The 22250-nt window shown below is 51.3% G+C and carries 15 protein-coding genes and 1 pseudogene; 8 read left to right on the top strand and 8 right to left on the bottom strand.

What is annotated here, in order from left to right; all coding sequences use genetic code 11:
* Positions 1-123 precede the first annotated feature (123 nt).
* From KDD30_RS03910 to KDD30_RS03900, 3 genes are all read left to right on the top strand, one after another.
* Positions 124-1371, top strand: coding sequence for a porin (locus KDD30_RS03910; RefSeq protein WP_211647488.1), 1248 nt, complete (start codon positions 124-126; stop codon positions 1369-1371).
* A 39-nt stretch (positions 1372-1410) separates the two neighbouring features.
* Entirely contained in the window at positions 1411-3786 is a 2376-nt protein-coding gene (locus tag KDD30_RS03905) for a VolA/Pla-1 family phospholipase (protein WP_211647487.1), read from the top strand.
* Positions 3787-4095: 309 nt separating this feature from the next.
* On the top strand, positions 4096-5418 hold the full coding sequence (locus KDD30_RS03900) for a Na+/H+ antiporter family protein (protein WP_211647486.1): 1323 nt from the start codon (positions 4096-4098) through the stop codon (positions 5416-5418).
* 56 nt (positions 5419-5474) lie between these two features.
* Here KDD30_RS03900 and KDD30_RS03895 read toward each other — a convergent pair whose 3' ends face one another.
* A complete protein-coding gene (locus KDD30_RS03895; RefSeq protein ID WP_211647485.1) occupies positions 5475-5816 on the bottom strand; it encodes a Grx4 family monothiol glutaredoxin in 342 nt (113 codons plus the stop codon).
* 425 nt (positions 5817-6241) lie between these two features.
* On the opposite strand from KDD30_RS03895, the gene sodB reads away from it, so the two are divergent.
* Positions 6242-6826 carry a superoxide dismutase [Fe] gene (sodB, locus tag KDD30_RS03890; protein WP_211647484.1) on the top strand — a complete coding sequence of 195 codons (585 nt, stop codon included), beginning with the start codon at positions 6242-6244 and terminating at the stop codon, positions 6824-6826.
* 109 nt (positions 6827-6935) lie between these two features.
* Here the strand turns inward: sodB and asd are convergent.
* Both asd and yejK read right to left on the bottom strand, forming a co-directional pair.
* Positions 6936-8050, bottom strand: a pseudogene (gene asd / locus KDD30_RS03885) (aspartate-semialdehyde dehydrogenase).
* Between the two features lie 692 nt (positions 8051-8742).
* Entirely contained in the window at positions 8743-9756 is a 1014-nt protein-coding gene (gene yejK / locus KDD30_RS03880; protein ID WP_211647483.1) for a nucleoid-associated protein YejK, read from the bottom strand.
* Positions 9757-9832: 76 nt separating this feature from the next.
* Between yejK and KDD30_RS03875 the strand changes: the two genes are divergently transcribed.
* Positions 9833-10051, top strand: coding sequence for a YejL family protein (locus tag KDD30_RS03875; protein ID WP_211647482.1), 219 nt, complete (start codon positions 9833-9835; stop codon positions 10049-10051).
* A gap of 30 nt (positions 10052-10081) precedes the next feature.
* Positions 10082-11962: a DUF3413 domain-containing protein gene (locus KDD30_RS03870; RefSeq protein ID WP_211647481.1), complete on the top strand. Its 1881-nt coding sequence runs from the start codon at positions 10082-10084 to the stop codon at positions 11960-11962.
* A 54-nt stretch (positions 11963-12016) separates the two neighbouring features.
* On the opposite strand, the gene KDD30_RS03865 is transcribed toward KDD30_RS03870, so the two are convergent.
* Positions 12017-12292, bottom strand: a complete 276-nt coding sequence (locus tag KDD30_RS03865; RefSeq protein ID WP_211647480.1) for a hypothetical protein — start codon at positions 12290-12292, stop codon at positions 12017-12019.
* A 503-nt stretch (positions 12293-12795) separates the two neighbouring features.
* Here KDD30_RS03865 and KDD30_RS03860 point away from each other — a divergent pair.
* Entirely contained in the window at positions 12796-14190 is a 1395-nt protein-coding gene (locus KDD30_RS03860) for a GGDEF domain-containing protein (protein ID WP_211647479.1), read from the top strand.
* Here the strand turns inward: KDD30_RS03860 and KDD30_RS03855 are convergent.
* From KDD30_RS03855 to KDD30_RS03840, 4 genes are all read right to left on the bottom strand, one after another.
* On the bottom strand, positions 14177-16153 hold the full coding sequence (locus KDD30_RS03855) for a DNA topoisomerase III (RefSeq protein ID WP_211647478.1): 1977 nt from the start codon (positions 16151-16153) through the stop codon (positions 14177-14179). The genes KDD30_RS03860 and KDD30_RS03855 overlap by 14 nt on opposite strands.
* Before the next feature lie 140 nt (positions 16154-16293).
* Positions 16294-17232 (bottom strand): sulfotransferase, encoded by a 939-nt coding sequence (locus KDD30_RS03850; protein ID WP_211647477.1) that lies wholly within the window; start codon positions 17230-17232, stop codon positions 16294-16296.
* Between the two features lie 121 nt (positions 17233-17353).
* Positions 17354-17902 (bottom strand): NAD(P)H nitroreductase, encoded by a 549-nt coding sequence (locus tag KDD30_RS03845; protein WP_211647476.1) that lies wholly within the window; start codon positions 17900-17902, stop codon positions 17354-17356.
* A 122-nt stretch (positions 17903-18024) separates the two neighbouring features.
* Complete coding sequence (locus KDD30_RS03840) at positions 18025-20040, bottom strand: NADPH-dependent 2,4-dienoyl-CoA reductase (protein WP_211647475.1); 2016 nt, start codon at positions 20038-20040, stop codon at positions 18025-18027.
* A gap of 271 nt (positions 20041-20311) precedes the next feature.
* Between KDD30_RS03840 and sppA the strand changes: the two genes are divergently transcribed.
* On the top strand, positions 20312-22165 hold the full coding sequence (sppA, locus tag KDD30_RS03835; RefSeq protein WP_211647474.1) for a signal peptide peptidase SppA: 1854 nt from the start codon (positions 20312-20314) through the stop codon (positions 22163-22165).
* Positions 22166-22250 lie beyond the last annotated feature (85 nt).

Below are 22250 nucleotides of genomic sequence, written 5' to 3'. Positions count from 1 at the left end.
ACATATGGTTAACATTGGGTTTTCGAATCCTTATACTCCAGTCATATAAGCAGATTCACCTTCCTTCATGGATAGAAGCACGCAACGCGTACCTATAAAATTAACAACAAGAGAGGCAGCATAATGTCCAAAAAAATTCATGTAACCGCACTCGCCGTGGCAGCCGCGCTGACGTCCCTCCAGGCTCAGAGTGCTGGTTTCCAGGTCGCAGAACACTCAGCCAGCGGATTAGGCCGAGCTTTTGCCGGTGAAGCAGCCATCGCAGATAACGCATCTGTTCTGGCCCGCAACCCTGCAGCATCGATTCTGTTTAAACAGCGGACGCTCTCCGGCGCAATCAGCGTTGTGGACCCGTCGATTGATGTGGATAGCGTCGACCGCGATCAAATCGCGAAAGACGTCGCCCCCATTGGTGTTGTACCTGCCGGATATTACATCCAGCCAATCAATGACAAACTCGCCTTTGGTTTGGGCGTCTTCTCAAACTACGGGGTAACAACAGACTACGATCCTAATTTCCATGCGGGATCTCTGGCGGGTGAAACCTCACTCATTACCGTAAACTTCAACCCAAGTATTGCGTATCGTGTTAACGAGCAACTCAGCTTGGGCGCCGGTATCAGTGCCATCTTTGCCACCGCAGAACTCAACCGCCATTTTGGTGATCTTGCTCTTGCGGTACCGGGTGCAGAACCCAGTGACAAAACCATTAAAATGGAAGGTGACACCTGGGGCTTTGGCTGGAACATTGGCGCTCTCTATGAGCTGAATGACGACAACCGCTTCGGTTTGAGTTACCGCTCGCAAACGGACCTCGACTTTGAAGGGGACTTTACCGATTTCACAGGCCGTATTACCGGGATTCCCAATAATACGGTGCCGGGTGATCTGACCGTTGTTTTACCCGCGATTGCTGAATTCTCTGGCTTTCATCAGCTCGATAACCAGTGGGCAGTGCACTACAGCGTTCAGTGGACACAGTACAGCAAGTTTGAAGAACTGCGCGCAACCAGCAATCAGTGTAACCCGGGTTTTAACGGCAACGCCGGACTCTGCCTGCTGAAAGAAGAAGATTATGACGACACATTCCGCTATGCGATTGGTGCCACCTATAAAGTCAACCCGCAATGGACCATCCGTGGCGGCTACGCCTTTGATGAGCAGGCCGGCAAACCAACGCTAAGTATTCCGGATACGGACCGAAACTGGTTCTCTGCAGGCGCAACCTATAACTTCAACGCGGATTTATCCTTAGACATCGGTCTGGCTTACCTCATTGCAGAAGAGATTTCGTTCTCTGAAGAAGGGCAGAACTTTGAGTCCAGCGGCGGCGCGATTATCAGTGCAGCCCAGGCCAATTACCGTTTCTAAGCCAGTTATCACCGTCGAACAGAATTTTAGGGGAATACAATGAACAAGAAATTACTAGCCCTGCTGGTTGCTTCCAGCTTTGCACTATACGGTTGTGGGGATGAGAAAGGCCTGAGTGGTACACCAACCATCGATCCGGATATCAAAAGCAGCCTGAATGCCGAAACCAAAATCGAGTTTGATCTGCTCTCGGCTGACAAAAAGGTCATTACACCAAGCTTTATTGCGATGGATCTTGATGATGGTACCATCGCGACTGAAAGCAGCGCTCAAGTGGCGAATATCAGTGACCCGGCCTACGCCTGGGGCCAGACAGACGGCTGGAGTACCACTCAACCCATCAACATTAACTTTACCGGGAACGATCTGGCCGCAGAAACCGCAGCAGACAGCTTCTATCTGATTCAGTCTGGTGATCCGACCAACCCTGCAGATACAACCACACCGAAAGTCTTGTCGGCAGAGAATGGCGATTTCATCGTGACAGCTTCCGGAACCACACTGACCGTGATCCTGACAAAGCCTTTAGATCCGGCCAGCAACTATATGTTTGCGGTCACCAGTGATCTGAAAGACAGCAAAGGTAACCCTGTCGGCCTGTCCAACTCTTATGCTGTCTTGAAGAGTGTCGGTCAAGTGCCAGACGCACAACTGGCGAAACCTCAGGCCATCACGCAAGCTGTAGAAAGCACACTGGCGGCTGTTGCAGGCGCACCGAAAAATAAAATTATTTTCTCCAGCTGGTTCACCACCGCCTCGGTTGGCGAAGTGCTCTATGCTGCAAAATCCGCTTCAGCGCTCGCGTTAAATGTTGGTGCCGAGAATATCTGGCAAGGCAGCGCCATTGCTGATGGCATCAGCCAGAGTGATCTGCAAGACCTGTTCAAGATGAGCGTGCCAACTGATAGTGGTACCACCATACCAGGTGGCAATCCAATCTACACCGGAACCATCAAACTGCCGTACTTCCTGGAAAAAGATCCCACTAAATTCAGTAATACGCCTTGGCAAAGCGGTATGCCAAGCCTGGCGAAAATCAGTTACGTCCTGAACAATGGCTCTGATGCCGACAAAGCCGCGATTGTTCAGCAATTGGCGGCACTGCAAATCACGACAGAAGATTTATCTGCCGTGAAAACCGATCCTGAAACTCAGGTCAGAGTGCTGCAGGCGCTTACGGGGTCAACGTTAACCCTGGCTGATGGCACGCAACTGGATGAAGAACGACTGATTACACGTTTTAGCCCTGTGCCAAAACTGAAAGCAGTCGATACCGTTGAATATACGCTTGTCTTACCGGCAAATACGACGACCTGCCCAACAGGCTCAAGTCCTGTTTCCATCTATCAACACGGTATTACATCGACAAAGGCGACAGTCGAGGCCTTAGCCGATAGTCTCATTGGCACTGAGTGTCATGCGATCTTCGCCATTGATCACCCACTGCATGGCGATCGTGGCATTCCGGGTGTCGGTAGTGCTTCAGGTCCGGATGGGAACCCAGCACTATACCTGAACCTGGCAGCCCTCACGGTCGCACGGGATAACCTGCGCCAGAGCACCATCGATGTACTCAACCTGCGTGCAGGAATTGCATTGGCGTTTAAAAAACTGGGGACAGCGATTCTTCAGGGAGATACAGCAACAATTATTGAAATGGGTCCGCTGGCGCGCCTCAATCCACAAAGCAAAGTCGGCTTCGTCGGTCACTCATTAGGTGCGATCACCGGGATCAATGTCGCTGATGCCGCGAACCGAACTCTGAACGACCCTGCCGGTGATGCAGCTTTCGCGATCGATAAAGTCGCGCTGGCGAATCCGGGAGCGGGGATTCCTCACCTGTTACTTCAGTCAGGTACGTTTGGCAATTCTATCAAAGGTCAACTGCTCCTCGCATCCACCCCAGAATTCCAGCAGTTCTGTGCCAGTCAGTCTCTGAGCGATCCTAAAGCCTGTTTCGAGGCATTTGAAGCAAATCTGGTCGGCGCAGGAGATCCAGAAGGGACGCTAGCAACTGCGTACGGCCAGTTCAGCCTATTCGCTTATGTTGCACAAGGGGTGCTGGATACCGTCGACCCGATTAACACTTCACTGCAGGTCTCGGCGGATTTACCGGTTTACCTGAGCCAAGTGAAAGATGATCAAACAATTCCAAATCAGCTCATACCCGGCGCTACAGTCAACGGTACAGATAACATCCCACTGCCATATTCTCCGTTTGGCGGCACCCTGCCGTTACTGCAAACCCTGAGCCTTTCAACTTCAACACATGTAAATGGTGAAATCGTTCGAAGTGCTGTGTTGTTTGATGCAGGGACTCATAGTTCTTTGTTGGAATCAGATGCAACGGGTATCAATATGCGGGCTCAAATCAGTTCTTTACTGAACAATGATGGCACTGTACTCAACAATTGATCACACATACATCATGAGAGAAACACTAAGGCCAGCATTGCTGGCCTTTCTTTTTGTTTCTGCATGAAAAATGAATAGGACACCTAAAGTTCGCAGCCTGTATCACCACAGATTTTCATGCCAACACCAGACATTCAAGTCCCTTCCACTCTCCTGCCTGGTCATCTTAGGTGAAAAACTCTACCTTGAGCACAATTTCTTCTCGACATGTATGAAAATTTCAGCAAACTAGACGGCTTGCTCGTTTTAGCTTGAATCGCATGATTATTCATCAATGCAATCACACGAATTCAAAATGGAAGTAGTTTTATGAATCCTGTCGTTATTTCCGTCTGCGTCATGCTGGTGCTGGCGCTGATGCGGGTCAACGTCGTGGTCGCGCTGACCTTCAGTGCCATCCTCGGCGGCCTGGTCGGAGGGCTCTCCCTGACCGACACCATTGGCGCCTTTGAAGGTGGCTTGGGTGGCGGCGCAACCACAGCATTAAGTTATGCCATGCTGGGGACGTTCGCCGTGGCGATCTCCCGCTCCGGGATCACAGATGTACTGGCACAAAAAGTCATCAAACGCATCAGTGGCCACCATAATGCGGCAGCAGCGACCGGCGTGAAATACTCCGTCCTGACCATTCTGTTGCTGCTGTCGATTTCGTCGCAGAACGCGATTCCGGTCCACATTGCATTTATCCCGATTGTGATTCCCCCTTTGCTGCATGTGTTCGCCAAACTGAAACTTGACCGCCGCCTGATTGCCTGTGTGCTGACATTTGGTCTGGTGACGCCTTACATGGTGCTGCCGGTCGGTTTTGGTGGCATTTTCCTGAACAATATCCTGCTGAAAAACCTGCATGACAATGGCTTGGATGTCGCCGCCAGTCAGGTGCCTTATGCCATGATTCTGCCGGCTGCAGGCATGCTGTTTGGTTTACTTCTGGCAACCTTTGTCAGCTACCGCAAGCCACGCGAGTATTCAGAAGAACTAATTCTGGCCAATGAACCGGAACATGCTGAAATCAACATGCAGCATGTTTATGTCGCCGCCGGAGCGATTGTGGCCGCATTGGGTGTGCAGCTGTACAGTGGGTCGATGATCATTGGTGGGTTGGCCGGTTTCATGGTGTTTACCATTGCTGGCGTCATCAAATGGAAAGATACCCACGATGTATTCACCAAAGGCGTCCACATGATGGCCATGATTGGCTTCATCATGATTGCAGCCGCCGGTTTTGCCTCTGTGATGAAAGCAACCGGGGGTGTCGAAACTCTGGTCAGTTCGCTGTCTCATGCCATTGGCGATAATAAAGGTCTGGCGGCCCTGCTGATGCTGATCGTTGGCCTGCTGGTGACCATGGGGATCGGCTCATCCTTCTCGACGATTCCGATTCTGGCAACCATTTATGTACCGCTGTGCCTGAGCTTTGGTTTCTCACCGCTGGCAACTGTTGCATTGGTTGGCACTGCTGCGGCACTGGGTGACGCCGGTTCACCAGCGTCCGATTCAACACTGGGACCCACCGCCGGATTAAACGCCGATGGTCAGCATGAACACGTCTGGGATACTGTGGTCCCGACCTTTGTCCACTATAACCTGCCGCTGATTGCCTTTGGCTGGCTGGCATCCATGGTGTTATAAACCACGAAAACAAAAAGACCCCGCATCTGCGGGGTCTTTTTTCGCTCAGCAATCCATTATTCAGACGCTTCTGCGCTGTCACGACGCCCGGCCGCTTCTTTAATCAATGGCTGCAATTCACCTTTCTGGAACATTTCCAGAATGATGTCACAACCACCAACCAGCTCACCTTCTACCCACAATTGCGGGAATGTTGGCCATTGTGCGTAGATAGGCAGTTCAGCACGGATATCCGGGTTTTGCAGGATATCAACGTAAGCAAACTTTTCGCCACAAGCCATCAGTGCCTGAGAAGCCTGAGAAGAAAAACCGCAGCTTGGCAGTTTTGGTGATCCTTTCATGTACAACAGAATTGGGTTTTCAGTGATCTGTTGTTTGATTTTGTCGATGGTTTCCATAGCTTCCTCTAACGACTTTTGCGCTTTAATAAGTGTGATACCCACATTCTACTTTGTCACGCCAAGGAAAAAAACGCCTAATCCCAGTGTGGTTAAGACGGAAGTCAAACTTTCACCAGCACTCCCTTCTAACCCGGAACTGCAACGGCGGGTCAGATCACACTGACCCAATCAGGCATCCTGAAGGGACTTGGGTATACTTATCTGAATGTTTTCTGAACCCGATTCAGCCACAGCAGCCCGAAGCCAAGCTTTTTCGTTCAGGGTACTTTTAATAAAGAAAAAACTTGCTAAAATAATTTGAAAACACGCAAGCCCATCGCTTGTATACAATAACAGACAGTTTGAAGTGAGGTAGGTGTCAATCCTACCAACGGAAGCAATGTCGTGGGTCCGCCCACACCATCAATATGGAGAATCGAGTAATGGCATTCGAACTACCTGCTCTACCGTACGAGAAAAATGCACTTGAGCCACACATCTCTCAAGAAACGCTGGAATATCACCACGGTAAGCACCACAACACTTATGTTGTGAAACTGAACGGTCTGATCGAAGGGACTGAGTTCGCTGATAAATCTCTGGAAGAGATCATCAAAACGTCAACTGGCGGTGTATTCAACAACGCAGCTCAGATCTGGAACCACACCTTCTACTGGCACTGCCTGAGCCCGAACGGCGGCGGTGAGCCAACTGGCGAAGTTGCAGATGCAATCGTGAAAGCTTTCGGTTCTTTCGCAGATTTCAAAGCGAAATTTACGGATTCTGCAATCAACAACTTTGGTTCTTCATGGACCTGGCTGGTGAAGAAAGCGGACGGTTCTCTGGACATCGTGAACACCTCGAACGCAGGCACCCCACTGACTGAAGCTGGCGTAACGCCACTGCTGACTGTTGACCTGTGGGAGCACGCTTACTACATCGATTACCGTAACCTGCGTCCAGACTACATGAATGGTTTCTGGGCACTGGTAAACTGGGAATTCGTTGCGAAGAACCTGGCTGCCTAAGACAGTTTGCAAGTGATTCCAAGCAAAAGGCCCGCACAATTGTGCGGGCCTTCTTCGATTCACGTTTCTGTTTTTCGCAGGCAGCCCCACTCCCTGCGACACAAGAAACTTAAGCTTTTTCAGCCAGGATGATACGCAGTGTACGGCGCAGCGGCTCTGCGGCACCCCAAAGCAGCTGATCACCCACAGTGAAAGCATTCAGGTAGTCATCGCCCATCGCCAGCTTACGCAAACGGCCAACCGGTACAGACAAAGTCCCGGTCACTTTCGTCGGAGACAACTCTTGCATCGTGATATCACGCTCGTTTGGAATCACTTTGACCCAGTCGTTGTGAGACGCAATGATGCCTTCGATTTCATCCAGCGGAACATTTTTCTTCAGCTTCAGGGTCAGTGCCTGACTGTGACAACGCATCGCACCAATACGCACACAAGTGCCATCGATCGCAATCGGATTGTTGCCCGTTGCCAGAATCTTGTTGGTTTCGACACCACCTTTCCACTCTTCTTTGCTCTGACCGTTTTCACGCTTCACATCAATCCAAGGGATCAGTGAGCCAGCCAGCGGTACGCCAAATTCAGACGCCGGGAAATCTGCAGAGCGCATGGTCTGCGCCACTTTACGGTCGATATCCAGAATAGAAGTTGCCGGATTCGCCAGTTCACTAGTCACGCAGTCGTTGATCACGCCCATCTGGCTGATCAGCTCACGCATGTTTTTCGCACCAGCACCGGAAGCGGCCTGATACGTTTGAGAGGTCATCCACTCAACCAGACCCGCCTGGAATAAGCCACCCACAGCCATCAGCATCAGGCTGACGGTACAGTTACCACCGGCAAATGAACGAACGCCAGAATGGATACCCTGCTGAATCTGATCAAAGTTGACCGGATCAAGCGTGATGATGGCCTGCTCATCCATACGCAATGTAGATGCAGCATCAATCCAATACCCTTTCCAGCCTGCCTGACGCAGAGCAGGATAAACTTTCTCGGTATAGCTCCCCCCTGACAGGTAATGATGGCATCCAGTTTCTTCAGCGCATCGATATCAAACGCATCATGAAGAACACCCGCATCTTTCCCGAAGTTCGGCGCAGGAATACCTACCTGAGAGGTCGAAAAGAAAACAGGTTCAATATGGTCAAAATCTTTCTCTTCCACCATACGTTGCATCAGCACGGAACCGACCATGCCTCGCCAACCGATCAAACCAACTTTCATCATAGTTTGCTACACTCCTTGTTGACATGATTGGGCACCTCCTAAAAGGGACGGAGAAAAGCCACATGCATGCTTCAGGTCAAAGAAAGGCCATCAGTGACTCACTGACAGCGGCATACAATTCAATCACATGAAAAAGCCACTCTCACAGCAACCGATTCACTCAAGTGACCCGGGGTTGCTATGAAACGAAGATTGTTAAATACCATAAAGCAAAGCCCCCCCTAACGCAACAAAATGCCAAAACTAACCTATGTCAAAGTGTTTACACAGCCTGGCATCAGGGCATCTTTGAGATTTTTAGAGTATTTAGCTAATTGGATGCAGAACAACTCGCTGTTGATGCCAGATTTAAAGCGATTTCAATCTGATTTCTCCACTTTCTCATTGACGGCATTTTTTCCACCTTACCTTGAATAGAACACATCAAAACCAGCCAGTAACCTTCATTTTTTGCACGCTTAACAGGTAAAAGGACTCAAGATTGAAAAATCAGACACAACCCCCTTCAGAAGTTAGCCCGCGACCAGAAACATCACATCAAGAATAGGTAAGGAAATAGAGCAGAGAACAGGAAACAGCAGGAACAAACTGAATCAGCGTCAAACACAGGTGGGAAGATTGATAAAACCTCAATAATTGACAGCTTCAAATCGGGCAGCGCACAATCTTTTGCTTGCTGCCCGAACCACTTAGTTATCGCTGTTTAACCGGCGATTGAGCTGATCTTTCAAGTTCGGCGGTGTACCTTTGATCGTCAGAGTATCGGTTTCCGCATCGTAGAAAATTCGCTCGCCCAGTAACATGCTGTCAAAGTTGATGGTTAATCCGCCCCCTGACCCCACAAATTTGGTGAGCTTGCGCATCGCTGTGCGGTCTGCAGGGAACGTTTCTTCCAGCTCATACCCCTGATTGGAGGTGAACTGATAAAAATCGACGCCCTCGTCTGAAGGTGGCAATTCACCCGCGAGTTCCTTAACCGCCACCTCTTCACCAGACTGCAGCTGACCGTTACAGTAATCGTAAACCTGTTTGCGATATTGCTGTTTTTCCTCTTTATCCATGCGTGAATCCGCACAGAAATCCTCGACAGCCTGCATCAGGACCTGATTCTGAACTTTGACGTCCAGCCCCACTTCCGCCTGCAGAAAATCAAGGAAGAAATCGGCCACCTTTCGGCCAACCCGGCCTTTGATAAAAGTCAGATAGCGATTGCATTCGGGATCCGTCTCCCACGATGACAAATCAATGCGGGCAACAATTTCCATCTTGCTGACATCCAGATAGTCTGTTGCGCTAATATCAAGTTGGTCGGTGACCTTCATACTGTGACACGTTGGCAGCAAGCCAATAAACAGATAATCGGTCGCCAGTGACTGATACTGGGCAAGTACCAATGTACCGGCGTCAGCAAACGGATACTTGATCAGCTCGGCCTGCAGGCGCTGCGCAGCCTGATTAGAAAATGACAGGAAATCCAGCTCGCCCTGGCGGCACTGTTTCAGCCAGTAGCCAAATTCACTGTCTTCAGCAAACCGGCCAAAACCTTTGGCCCCTTTGCTGCTGTAGACACGGTGTAACTCGGCAACGAGTTCCGTTGTGTTCGGGTTATGCTCCAGTTCCTGCTCCCGGAGCTGAACGGAGAGTTCATCTTGTTCATTTTTCAAGAACTGATGCAGGATGACGTTAGAAAGCGTGAGACTCATAATGGAAAAGTTTTTCAGTAAATCTAAAGTGTAGGGTATTATAAGTCGCTTTCTTCACCTTAAAACAAGACCTGATATGCCAATTACATCAAAATACAGCAATGAAAAAGTGGAACAAATCCTGGATGATGTGTTCGAAGTATTTGAAAAACACGGTGCATCCGCAGAATTAGCCCTGATGATTGTCGGAAATGTTGCCACAAATGTCATCAATGCAGATGTTCCAGCTTCACAGCGTGAAGCCATTGCTGAAAAATTCGCCCAAGCTCTGCTGACCTCAATCAAAAAAGATTAAACCAGCATCAGAGAAGAAGAACACAGGTCTATGGTCGCCAGCGGAAACAACTACAAAGAAACCGTGTCTCAGTTGATCAGCTGGGGACACTGGTTCAGTTTTTTCAATATCATCGCCGCCATGCTGTTAGGCACCCGGTACATCATCCATTCGGACTGGCCGGAAACCCTGATGGGGCAGTTGTATCTTGGCCTGAGCTGGGTCGGCCATTTTGGATTTCTGGTCTTTGGCTTCTATATCCTGATCCTGTTTCCTGCCAGTTTTCTGATCCCCTCTCAGCGCTTGATGCGCCTGTTTGCGGTACTGGTAGGAACAATCGGCCAAACCGTGCTGCTGCTGGATACGCACGCTTATGAGAGCCTGGAACTCCACATCAGCCCACTGGTCTGGGATTTACTGCTCAGTGGTGAACGGACCGATCTCAATGCAAAATGGCAGTACCTCTTCATCGTGGTACCCGCTATTTTTCTGCTGCAGTTATTCCTGTCTGAATGGTTATGGCGCAAGCTACGCAAACTGACCCGCAAACATGTTGGCGTGCCGATTGCTGCGGTCTTCGGCCTGTGTTTTCTGGCCAGTCACCTGATTTACATCTGGGCGGATGCCAATCTCTACCGCCCGGTCACGGCACAGCGTTCAAATTTCCCGCTGTCTTACCCCATGACTGCCAAAACCTTCATGGAGCGCCACGGTCTGCTGGATCGGCAGGAATATACCCGTCTGCGTGAAGAACAAGGTGTTGAGAACAGTGAAAACATCCGTTATCCGCTCAAGCCGCTTTCTTTCAGCGACAAAGGCACCGGACAAAACCTGCTGGTGATTATGGTCGATGGCCTACGCAGCGACATGGTCAATGCGGAAACCATGCCTTATCTCAATGCGTTTGCGCATCAGAACCTGAATTTTGCCAATCATTACAGCACAGGCAATGACAGCACACTGGGGACGTTCGGACTCTTCTATGGACTGCCCGGCGCTTACAGTAACAGTATCCGGGCAGAACATAATCAGCCCGTGTTACTGGATACCCTACACAAGCGGGGTTACCGGTTTGGCCTGTTCAGTGGATCCGGATTTGCAGACCCGATTTATCAGCAAACTGTTTTCACACAAGCACAATTGAGCCTGGCCGCTGAATTAGCCCGTGACGAAACGGGCGATCAGGCTGCGATTGCAGACATGCAAAGCTGGTTAAGCAAACAAACCGCAGGCAATCCATGGTTTGGTTACCTTGAACTGACTGACGTACAAAACTACGAAGAAACCGGCGAAAATCACTCGGCTCAATTTCAGCCATCACTGACGACGTCTGCCGATGAATCAGTCAAGAATCATCAAACGAATGCCTCACCGGCAGAACTGCTGAAAAATACGTACCGGAATGCCGCTTATTACGTTGATGAGCAACTGATTCAAATTTTCGACAGCCTCATTGAGCGAAATTTACTGAACAACACCATTGTCGTGATTACAGCAAACCATGGGATGGAGTTTAACGAAACCGGCACGAATTCGTGGGGTTCCGGGACCAACTACAGCCAGTATCAGCTCAAAGTTCCGCTCATCATCCATTGGCCGGGCAGTCAGGCAGCACAAATCACGCGGGCTACCAGCCATCTGGATATCGTTCCAACCTTAATGGAAACCTTGTTGAGTACCACCACGGTTCCGGAGTTTTACAGCAGTGGGATCAGCCTGTTTGATAACAGCAGTAAACGCCGCTGGGTGCTGGCAGGAGACACTTCAGATATTGTTGTCGTACAGCCGGAAAGTACGACCATTGTCGACAGATACGGCAACTACACCGTGTACGACCCTGACTACAAAATGAAAGATGACGGTAAACCCAAGCTGTCGACACTGATGCAGGTCCTGCACGAATTGAAGCGCTTCTATCAACAGAATCCGTAAACCGGACAGGGCAGCCTGACACTGCCCTGCTCACTTTTCCTGCCTTCACTCTGCTCAATGATATGTCTGGTTGCTGGCATAGCATTGTTCATAACCATCATTCCAGCCATTCGCGTATTTGGATTCTTTTTGCATGCGTTCCGGATCCTGCCGGAAGCCATTGTAAAATGTGGTGGCCTGTTCTTTTCTGCTATCGCAGCCATCCTGATACCCATCAAGATAGTTTCTTGCAAACCCCAATTCCGCCAGTTGCTCATGGCGTGTGCCACTGCAGCCAGAAAGCAAGACGACCGCCACACACCACACGAACCCTACCATTCGTTTTTTCATGCTTGTCACCCTAAGGGAATACCTAATCTTCAGCCCCTCTCAGGTAAAAATAGTGAAAGTCAATTGCTCATCCCGTCTCAAAAGTGACACCACACTGCTCACAAACTTCGATCGCTTTGGCTGGCTTCACAGCAGAGGCATGAAAACACTGGCAAGCTGACCCTATACTATTGAGCAATCTGTATTTTTCTCTCAGCCCCCTTTTCCTCTCCCCCCTCACAGAATTGGTGCAATTCAGGGGTCTGAATCAGTGTTTTATTTGATGAAAAGCTTGTCTTAACATTTCTGCCTTCAACTATTTTCACATCACTATTTTCACCCGGCGCGCTTTCTTCATACTTTGGAAACAATAAAATGATTCAAAACGGACTACTCTTAACCCTTGTGATGCTCACTCTATGGACTCTTTTTATCAGGCTTATTTTGCGATCTGGCGAACGACTTCAGGGGGTTCAATCCCCTTCGAAGCACTTGTTCGGTTATTCAAGCACCATTTCCCATCGGTGAGCTGTACAATTTTCGTTCGCCAGCCACATGGCTGGCAACAACTCAACACCCACTCGCCAAATCAAGCCCTGCTGGAACAACTGAGCCACCTGACGTTAGAAACGCACGCACCTCATTGGGATCCCTCCGGGTCATCCACCTCGCTCTGGCTGCCGTTAATCGAGCAGACTCAATGGGCCGGCCTGCTGGTTCTGGAGTCTGCAAGCAAAGCCAACCCGCTGCAGCCGGATTACTTTGCCCCTCTCACAGCACATTTGAGCCATGAACTGGCCCGTCATCAGGCAAGCTTGCCCCCTGAACACACGCAGCGCCCCCTGCTGGATATGCTGCAGGGTCTGCACGAGTTTTCTTTCATGCTCTGGCGGGCATCAACACTGGACGAACTGCTTTTTAAGGCCGTCGACCAAGGAAAGAAAGTCATGCAAATCGACAGGATTGCCATTTTCCTGCTGGCCGGTGACAACAAAATGAAAGGGACCTATGGCACGGATATTGATGGTCATACCGTGAATGAGCGGGAATTTGAAGCCTTGATTCCACCGCTCTGGTTTACGGAGCATCCTCAGGCACAAAACGGTTATCTGGCAATTAATCACCGGACCCAGCTCTATCACAATCTGGAACCTGTCGGGGAAGGCTGGAGTGCGTACACATCGCTGTGGGACAACGAACAACGCGTCGGCTGGATCGCCTATGACAATCTGATCCACGGTGCGCCACTGGCTGAATATCATGCGCAGCTGTTAAAACAGTTCAGTTTCATTGTTTCTCAGCATTTGGTGCGAAGGCAGGCCGAAGAAAAACTCAGCCAGTTAAATACTGAGCTGGAAAAGCGTGTCACGGAACGGACATTGGAATTACAGCAACTGAACCGTCAGTTAGAACATACTTCCCGTCAGGATCCGTTAACTCAGGTGCCGAACCGGCGTGTGTTTGATCAAACCCTGCCTCTGGAATGGCGACGGGCCAAACGCCACAAACTCCCGTTGTCTCTGCTGATGATCGATGTGGATCACTTTAAGCATTTCAATGACAGATACGGCCATGCTGTGGGGGATCAGTGCCTGAAACGCCTCGCACAGGCCCTCAGCTCGCTTGAACGACGCGCAGGCGCACTCTTTGCACGTTATGGCGGCGAGGAATTTGTGATTCTGTTACCCGGGCAAAATGCTCAGGCAGCCGTTGTCACGGCAGAAAACGCGCTGCATGCCGTCCGCGTGCTGGGCGTACCCACCCACGAAAAGCCAACAGACGGCATCACGGTGAGCATCGGCGTTGCCACGCTGATCCCTGATGCAGAGAACAGCGCAGAGCAACTGTTTAATCTGGCCGACAACGCCCTGTATCATGCCAAAGCATTAGGGCGAAACCAGTATTTTATGGCCGACTAGTCCGATTGCTTTGCCGGGATCCACCCGACGCTTTTTTACCTGTCCCGCCCCGCTTTTGCCGGCTGCCTTTCTTTTTGAATGCTGGCGGCGCTACGGCCTGCAACGCACGCAGACTTGGCGGGACCTCTCCTTGCTTCACCTGAGTCATCAGGTGCTGGATCTGTGCCTGTAACGCTTCCATGAAAGGCTGATAAGCGCATTTCCGGTCGGCCATGTCCTGAAGCTGATGCTCCCAGTGCGCTGTCATATCCGGATACGTCGCGGCTTCCGGTAAGGCATAAACCAAGGCTTTGCCCGCTTCTGAAGCGTGAATGTTTTTCCCCTGACGATAGAGCAACTGCCGTTTAAACAAAACATCCAGAATACCGGCCCGGGTTGCTTCTGTCCCGAGGCCATCGGTATCACGAAGAATTTTTTTCAGCGACTTATCCGCCACAAAACGGGCGATTCCAGTCATGGCCTGCAGCAAGGTCGCTTCGGTAAAGTGCTTAGGTGGCTCAGTGACCCGGTCTTTAATCTCCCCTTTCTCGCAGGTTAATGTCGTCCCTTTATCGAGTGGCGGGACCTTTGCAGACAAATCCTGTTCATTCTCCGCATCTTCTTTCCCTTGCAGCGCCTTCCAGCCGGATTGCATCAGTTGCCTTCCCCGGGCAATGAAAATACCTCCGGCAATGGTAAACGTCAGTTTGGCTTCTGCATAAATGGCCGGTGGGTAGAACTGCATCAGGTACTGGCGTGCGATGAGCTGATACACCTTGGCTTCCCGATCACTGAGCACTCCGGGCTGAACCGCCTTCGGTGTCGGAATAATGGCATGGTGCGCATCAACTTTACTGTCGTTCCAGGCTTTCGAACGCAACGTTAAATCCGCGCCCTGAATGGCACCACTCATGGCTGGTGCCGTCGCAGCTACAGCTTTCACCACATCCGTCGCCTGATGAAAGTGGTCTTTCGGCAAATAACGACAGTCAGAACGCGGGTAAGTAATCACTTTATGTTTTTCGTACAACGACTGGCAGCAAGCCAGCACATCGGCTGCGCTCAGTTGGTAGCGTCGGGCCGCATCAATCTGTAAAGCAGACAGGGAATAAGGCAAAGGAGGTGCCTGGCGCGTTTCTTTCCGCTCAGCATCAGAAACCAGCGCAGACTGGCCCTGAATTCTGGCAACGACATTTTCACAGAGTTTTCGGTTCAGTACCCGCCCTTCTTCGTCCTGCCAGGGCTCACACGCCTTGCTTGGCTGCCAGCGCGCACGAATGACCATGTCCTGATAAGGAATCAGCGCATACACATCATAAAATGGCACGGGAATGAAATTGGAAATTTCGTCATCACGCCGGGTGACCAGACCCAGCACCGGGGTCTGTACCCGCCCGACCGACAAAACACCTTGATAACCGCCCCGTTGTCCAAGCAAGGTATAAGCGCGGGACATATTCATGCCATACAGCCAGTCGGCCCGGGAACGCGCCAGCGCCGAAACCGATAAAGGAATGAAGTCTTTGTTGTCCCTGAGCTGACTGAGCGCCCGCTTCACCGCCGCTGGGTTCAGATCCGAAATTAAAAGCCGTTTCATGCCTGCTTTTTTCCCGGCGGCCAGCTTAACGTAATCAATCACTTCATCCACCAGCAATTGCCCTTCACGATCCGGATCGCCGGCATGAATGACCTCAGTGGCCTGCTTGGCCAGCTTCCGGACAACACTGAGCTGCTGTTTCGCTGATTTTCGGGGCGCAAGCTGCCATTGCTCTGGAATAATGGGTAAATCATCCAGGTGCCACTTTTTATAGCGCGGGTCATAGGCGTCCGGCTCAACCTGTTCAAGCAGATGCCCGATACACCAGGTTACAATGTCGCCATTGGCCACTTCTATGTATCCCTGATGGTTCTTGTGAGGACGAGGTAATACCGCGGCGATAGCACGGCCCAGGCTTGGCTTTTCAGCGATGTATAAGCGGGTCATGAACTTGTTTGAGCTGAGAATAACTTCCCGCACTATAAAGAATTCAACACGCAGTGACAATCTTTACTGGATATAAAAACAGTATCCTGACAGAAAGCCGGTGTGGGTTCACAAAGTACAGCACGCAGACGCTGCAGACTCTAATAGGTTTTCAGAATCAATTTACGATGCACCACTGCATGATGCAGCGTTTTCGGTGTCACCCGAATCCCCCAGCTGAGATCCATACCACGCTGAAGCAACTGTTCCCACAGGGTAAACTTCGGGGCCTGTGCCAGGTAGCCTAAATCATATAACGCCTGTCCGGCCAGCCATTCAAACCGACGGTGTTTGTGAGGACGCCAGTGCCGGAAACGTGCCAGTGGCTGGAAGTTCTGATCCGCCGCCACCGGCGTCCAGGTCACAGCCGATTGCTGCTCACGTTGCTCTGATGACCCCGACACATGCATCTGCCGCACTGCATCCATCGAAAGCGCATCCGGATCCAGAGCAAGAAACTCAAATACAGATTTCAGCGTTTGTTCTGCATCGGTCAGTAACGATTCATAGCTCACCCGCTTGATTTGATGCTGACGTTCAGGATGCGCCGCCATAAAGTCCAGAATTCTTTGGGCGGATGTTCCCCAGTCATAAGCGGCTTTTTCGAAGTCCCAGTCAAACGAACGGACACCGGATTCAGCCACTGCCCGGCCATCCCGAACCAGAATGAGCAGCTTACTATCCGGAAACAGCTTGAAGAAGTGCCGGAGCTGGCGGACAGACGGCGTTTTGGCCACCACCAGATCTGTCTCACTCAGAGCCTGCTGTTTCGGTCCGCTCAGTAAGAACTGTTGCAGCCCCAAACCAAGATGCCGCATCAGATGTGCTTCCGTCAGAATATGCTGCTCCGGATCCCAGCGCGAACTCCAGTAGCGTTTGACCTGCTGACAGTAAGTGTTCAGATACCCCGACTGGCTGAGCAGAAAATCTTCATAGACGGGCGCATTGTGAAAACATTGCGGATGCAGATTCAGCAGATTGGCAAAATAGTTCGTGCCGGAACGCGGCATAATCCCGAGCAAAAAGCATAATCGAGCCATGGTCGGATCCTGGTCATTTTTTGTGGACTTAAATCAAAACTAGCAAAAAACGACAAATTTGCTGGCGTGCAGAAACAGAAAAGACAGCGGGAACCGCTGCCTTTGCCTGTCTTTCAACCAATTACAGATATTCGACAAACTGAGTCAGATCGCGCTCCGGCGCTTTAACTTCCCGGCAGCCTGGCGTGCCCAGATACAGGAAGCCAACAATCATATCATCGCCCTGCACACCCAACGCTTCACGAACGACCGGATGATAAGCCCAACTGCCTGTGCGCCAGAAGCCCGCAAAACCCTGTGCCACGGCGGCCATTTGCATTGCCTGAGCTGCACAGCCCGCAGAGATGTGTTGTTCAATCACAGGAATTTTGTCACTGGCCTGGACTTGAGCGACGACAGTGATCACCATCGGCGCACGGAAAGGTGCTTTCGACGCTTTTTCGAGTACGGCTTCCTCGGCATTGTCTGCCGTTGCAGCTGCGACCAGAATATCTGCCAGCTTTTGCAGACCCTCGCCTTCAGAAACAATCAGCCGCCATGGGGTCAGCGCACCATGATCCGGCGCACGAAGCCCGGCACGAAGAATATTCTCCAGTGCGTCTCCCTGAGGTGCCGGTGCTGTCATTTTCGGCAGTGAACGGCGATTCAGCAGCAATGATAATGCATCCATAAAAACTTTCTACCTCGGTGATAACGATTCTTGTTTGGTAAGATAACATATCCGCAGTTTCGAAGCACAGAGACAAAAACGGCTCCCGAAGGAGCCGATTGTTCATTCAAATCAGTTGCCGTTTATAACCGTGCAGCCAGTTCCGTACCCTGGCGGATTACACGCTTGGCATCCACTTCACCGGCAAATTCAGCACCACCAATCACATGCACATTCAAGCCAGCCGCTTTCAGCGGTGCAGACAAGGTTTCGACTGAAGTCTGCCCGGCACAAAGCACAATGTGGTCGACTTCCAGAATGCGCTGCTGACCTTCGACGGTAATATGCAATCCCTGCGCATCAATCTTGTCGTAGCTGACACCAGAGAGCATTTCCACACCACGTTTTTGCAGTACTTTCTGATGAATCCAGCCCGTTGTTTTGCCCGGCCCTTTGCCCATTTTTCCGGAACGTCGTTGCATCAGCCACACCTGCCGGGCACTGTGCTCACTTTCTGGCTGGCACAGTCCGCCTGCCTGGGTAATCGAGGTATCGATGCCCCAATCCTTCAGCCAGTGCGCCAGAGAAGCATCTTCCGGTTCGGTCAGCATGCTGGACACATCCACTCCGATCCCCCCTGCACCAATCACGGCAACCCGCTGACCTAACTGGACCTTATCGCGAATCAGCGTCTGATAATCAATCACTTTGTCGCTGTCCGCCATACCCGGAATTTCCGGGATCCGGGGTTTCACACCGGTAGAAACCACGACTTCGTCGTACCCCTTCAGATCGGCTGCCGATACGGACTGACCCAGTTTCACGTTCACTCCGGTTTGTTCCAGACGTCGGGAGAAATAACGGATGGTTTCCCGGAACTCTTCTTTCCCGGGAATCTGCATCGCCAGATTAAACTGCCCGCCGATGTAATCATTTTTCTCATAGAGGTCAACTTCGAAACCACGCTCTGCCGCTGCGGTCGCAAATGCCAAACCTGCCGGACCGGCACCCACCACAGCCACTTTGCGTTTCTGAGCCGCCGGGGTCAGAACCAGCTCAGTTTCATAGCAGGCCTGAGGGTTCACCAGACAGCTGGCCCGCTTGCCTGCAAACACGTGATCCAGACAAGCCTGATTACAACCGATGCAGGTATTAATGTCGTCTGCACGGTTTTGCTCGGCTTTCACCACAAAATCAGCATCTGCGAGAAACGGCCGGGCCATTGACACCATATCGGCCTGATGAGATGCCAGAATAGATTCGGCAACATCCGGAGTATTGATTCGGTTACAGGTGACCAGCGGAATCGAAACCTGTCCTTTCAGTTTTTCGGTGACCCAACTAAACGCAGCCCGGGGAACCTGAGTCGCAATGGTCGGGACACGCGCTTCATGCCAGCCGATACCGGTATTGAGAATGGTCACCCCAGCCGCTTCCAGCGCCTGAGCCAGTTGCACCACTTCATCAAAAGTACTGCCCTGCTCGACCAGATCCAGCATGGAAAGACGGAAAATAATGATAAAGTCTTTACCCACCCGAGCCCTGACCGCCTTCACCAGCTCCACCGGGAAACGCATGCGATTCTCGTAACTGCCGCCCCATTCGTCAGTTCTGTGATTCGAACGCTGACAAATGAACTGGTTGATCAAATACCCTTCCGAGCCCATGAGTTCCACGCCATCGTAACCCGCTTCCCGCGCCAGTTCAGAACTGCGGGCGAACGCATCAATGGTTTTCAGGATCTGACGCCGGCTCATTTCCTTCGGTGTGAATTTTGAGATAGGTGCTTTAATCCCCGATGCGCTCACCGCGAAAGGGTGCATCGCGTACCGACCGGCATGCAGAAGCTGAAGGGCAATTTTACCGCCTTCACGGTGAACAGCTTCAGTGATTGTCCGGTGCGCTCTGGCCGCGCGGCCGCTGCTGAATTCAGCACTCAGTGGCGTGAGCCGACCCCTGAAATTGGGAGCAAAACCGCCGGTGACAATCAGCCCCACCCCACCTCTGGCGCGGGCGGCATAAAAGGCAGACAGTTTTTTAAAGCCATCGTGGGCTTCTTCCAGTCCGGTATGCATAGACCCCATCAACACTCGGTTCTTCAGCTTCGTAAAGCCCAGATCCAGCGGTGCCAGCAAATGCGGGTAGGTGACATTGTCCATAGCTTCCTATCTCTTTCGTTTTTATAGAAGGTCAGACCACTTATAGCATAGGGTTAACGGTCATTCAAACAGCCGTTTACATATTATCAACATTCATCACTGAAGACGTAATTTCCGCCAAACGCTTTTTAGGTCGCATTCAATCATTATGTCGTCAAACTCAGCCGTTGAATGCCTGAGCCAGCGCCTGACTCTGCCCTTGGTATAGTATTAGGTAATCAAGTCCGGTCTCAGGTAGGATAGGCATTAAGATTCATTTTCGGGAAAAACCATGAAAGTATTACTCAAAGGCATTGCTAAAGTGCTGCGCGGGTGCTGGAAATTACTCAGCTTTGCCCGACAGTTATTTTTCAATCTGATTTTTCTCGCACTGGTTGGTGTGATTATTTTTATCTTTCAGCAAGGTTCAGATGAACCCGTCTTGCCAGAAAAAGCTGCGCTGGTGCTGGATCTGGATGGCCCGATTGTTGAGAAGCGCTCTTATGTGAACCCGTTTGATCAGGTCGTTGACAGCGCATTGGGACAAGTTCCCGTTCAGGAAAATGTGCTGTTTGATGTGGTCGACACCGTACGTGCCGCCACCAAAGACGAGAACATCACCGGCCTGATTCTGAATCTGAAAGGCATGCCGGAAACCAATCTGACGAAACTGCGTTATATCGCCAAAGCGATTGAAGAGTTTAAGCAGGCCGGAAAACCTGTCTACGCGGTCGGTGATCATTACCGTCAGAGTCAGTACTACCTGGCCAGTTATGCCGATAAAGTCTTCCTGTCGCCCGATGGCGGTGTGTTGCTGACCGGCTACGGCAGCTATTCGCTTTACTATAAGTCCCTGCTGGAAAAACTGGATGTCACCACCCATGTTTTCCGGGTCGGCACTTACAAATCCTTTGTAGAACCTTATACGCGCGACAACATGTCTGATGCAGCACGTGAAGCAAATACTGCGTGGCTGAACCAGATGTGGCAAGCCTATACACAGGATGTCGCCCGCAACCGTCAGATTGATGCCAGTGTGCTGACACCGGATGTCCCCGATCTGGTTGAAGCGCTGAAAGGTGTTCAGGGCGACTTTGCCCGCCTGAGCCAGAAAATGGGACTGGTGGATGAACTGGTCAGCCGTACTCAGCTCCGCCAGCAATTCATCAAAGAATTCGGTTCCGATGGCGACCACGGGTTTAACCAGATCAGTTACTACGATTATCTGCCGACCGTTACCAGTCCTTTCGGGCCAAGTAAAAACGGCATCGCAGTAGTCGTCGCCAGTGGCGCCATCGTCGACGGCCAGCAGGGTCAGGGCAGCATCGGTGGCGACACCACAGCCGCGCAACTGCGTGAAGCTCGTCTGGACGATCACATCAAGGCAGTGATCCTGCGGGTAGACAGCCCTGGCGGCAGCGCCTTCGCCTCTGAAGTGATCCGAAACGAAGTCGACGCACTCAAACTGGCTGGTAAACCTGTGGTTGTTTCGATGTCAAGTCTGGCGGCCTCCGGCGGTTACTGGATTTCCTCCAGTGCCAGCGAGATCATCGCGCAACCCACGACAATCACCGGCTCAATCGGCATCTTCGGAATTCTGGCAACCTTCGAGAAAGGCCTGGAAAATATGGGCGTCTACAGCGATGGGGTGGGCACAACCCCATTTGCCGGCATCGGAATTACACGTGGCCTGCCGGATGACGTCGCTCAGGTATTCCAGCTGGGCATCGAGAATGGCTATCAGCGCTTTATCAGTCTGGTCAGTGAAAATCGCCATCTGTCTCTGGAAGAAACCGACAAAATTGCTCAGGGCCGGGTCTGGACAGGTCAGGACGCGCTGAAACTGGGTCTGGTCGATCGTCTGGGCGATTTCGATGACGCTATCGTCTCAGCCGCCAAACTAGCGAAACTGGACGATTATGATCTGCGCTGGATTGATATTCCGCTCTCTCCGCTTGAGCAGTTCATGCAGGAGATGACCTCGGAAGCCAGTGCTGCGATTGGTCAGGTGGTTGCGTCTCAGGTGCCAAGTGTCTTCCAGCCTGCGCTGAAGCAAATCACGACAGATATCTCCGGACTGAACCAATTGAACGATCCCAAAGGGCAATATGCTTTCTGTCTAAACTGTAGCAGCACGGGGCTATAGGCCTCAGCGAAGTTCAGCCACACATCTGACTAGTTAAGCCCGGCGATGCCGGGCTTTTTTTCGGCCCGATTCACCGTATAATGCA

It is taken from the genome of Photobacterium sp. GJ3 (assembly GCF_018199995.1).
Classification (GTDB): domain Bacteria; phylum Pseudomonadota; class Gammaproteobacteria; order Enterobacterales; family Vibrionaceae; genus Photobacterium.
This window is presented reverse-complemented; position numbering and strand designations above follow the sequence as displayed.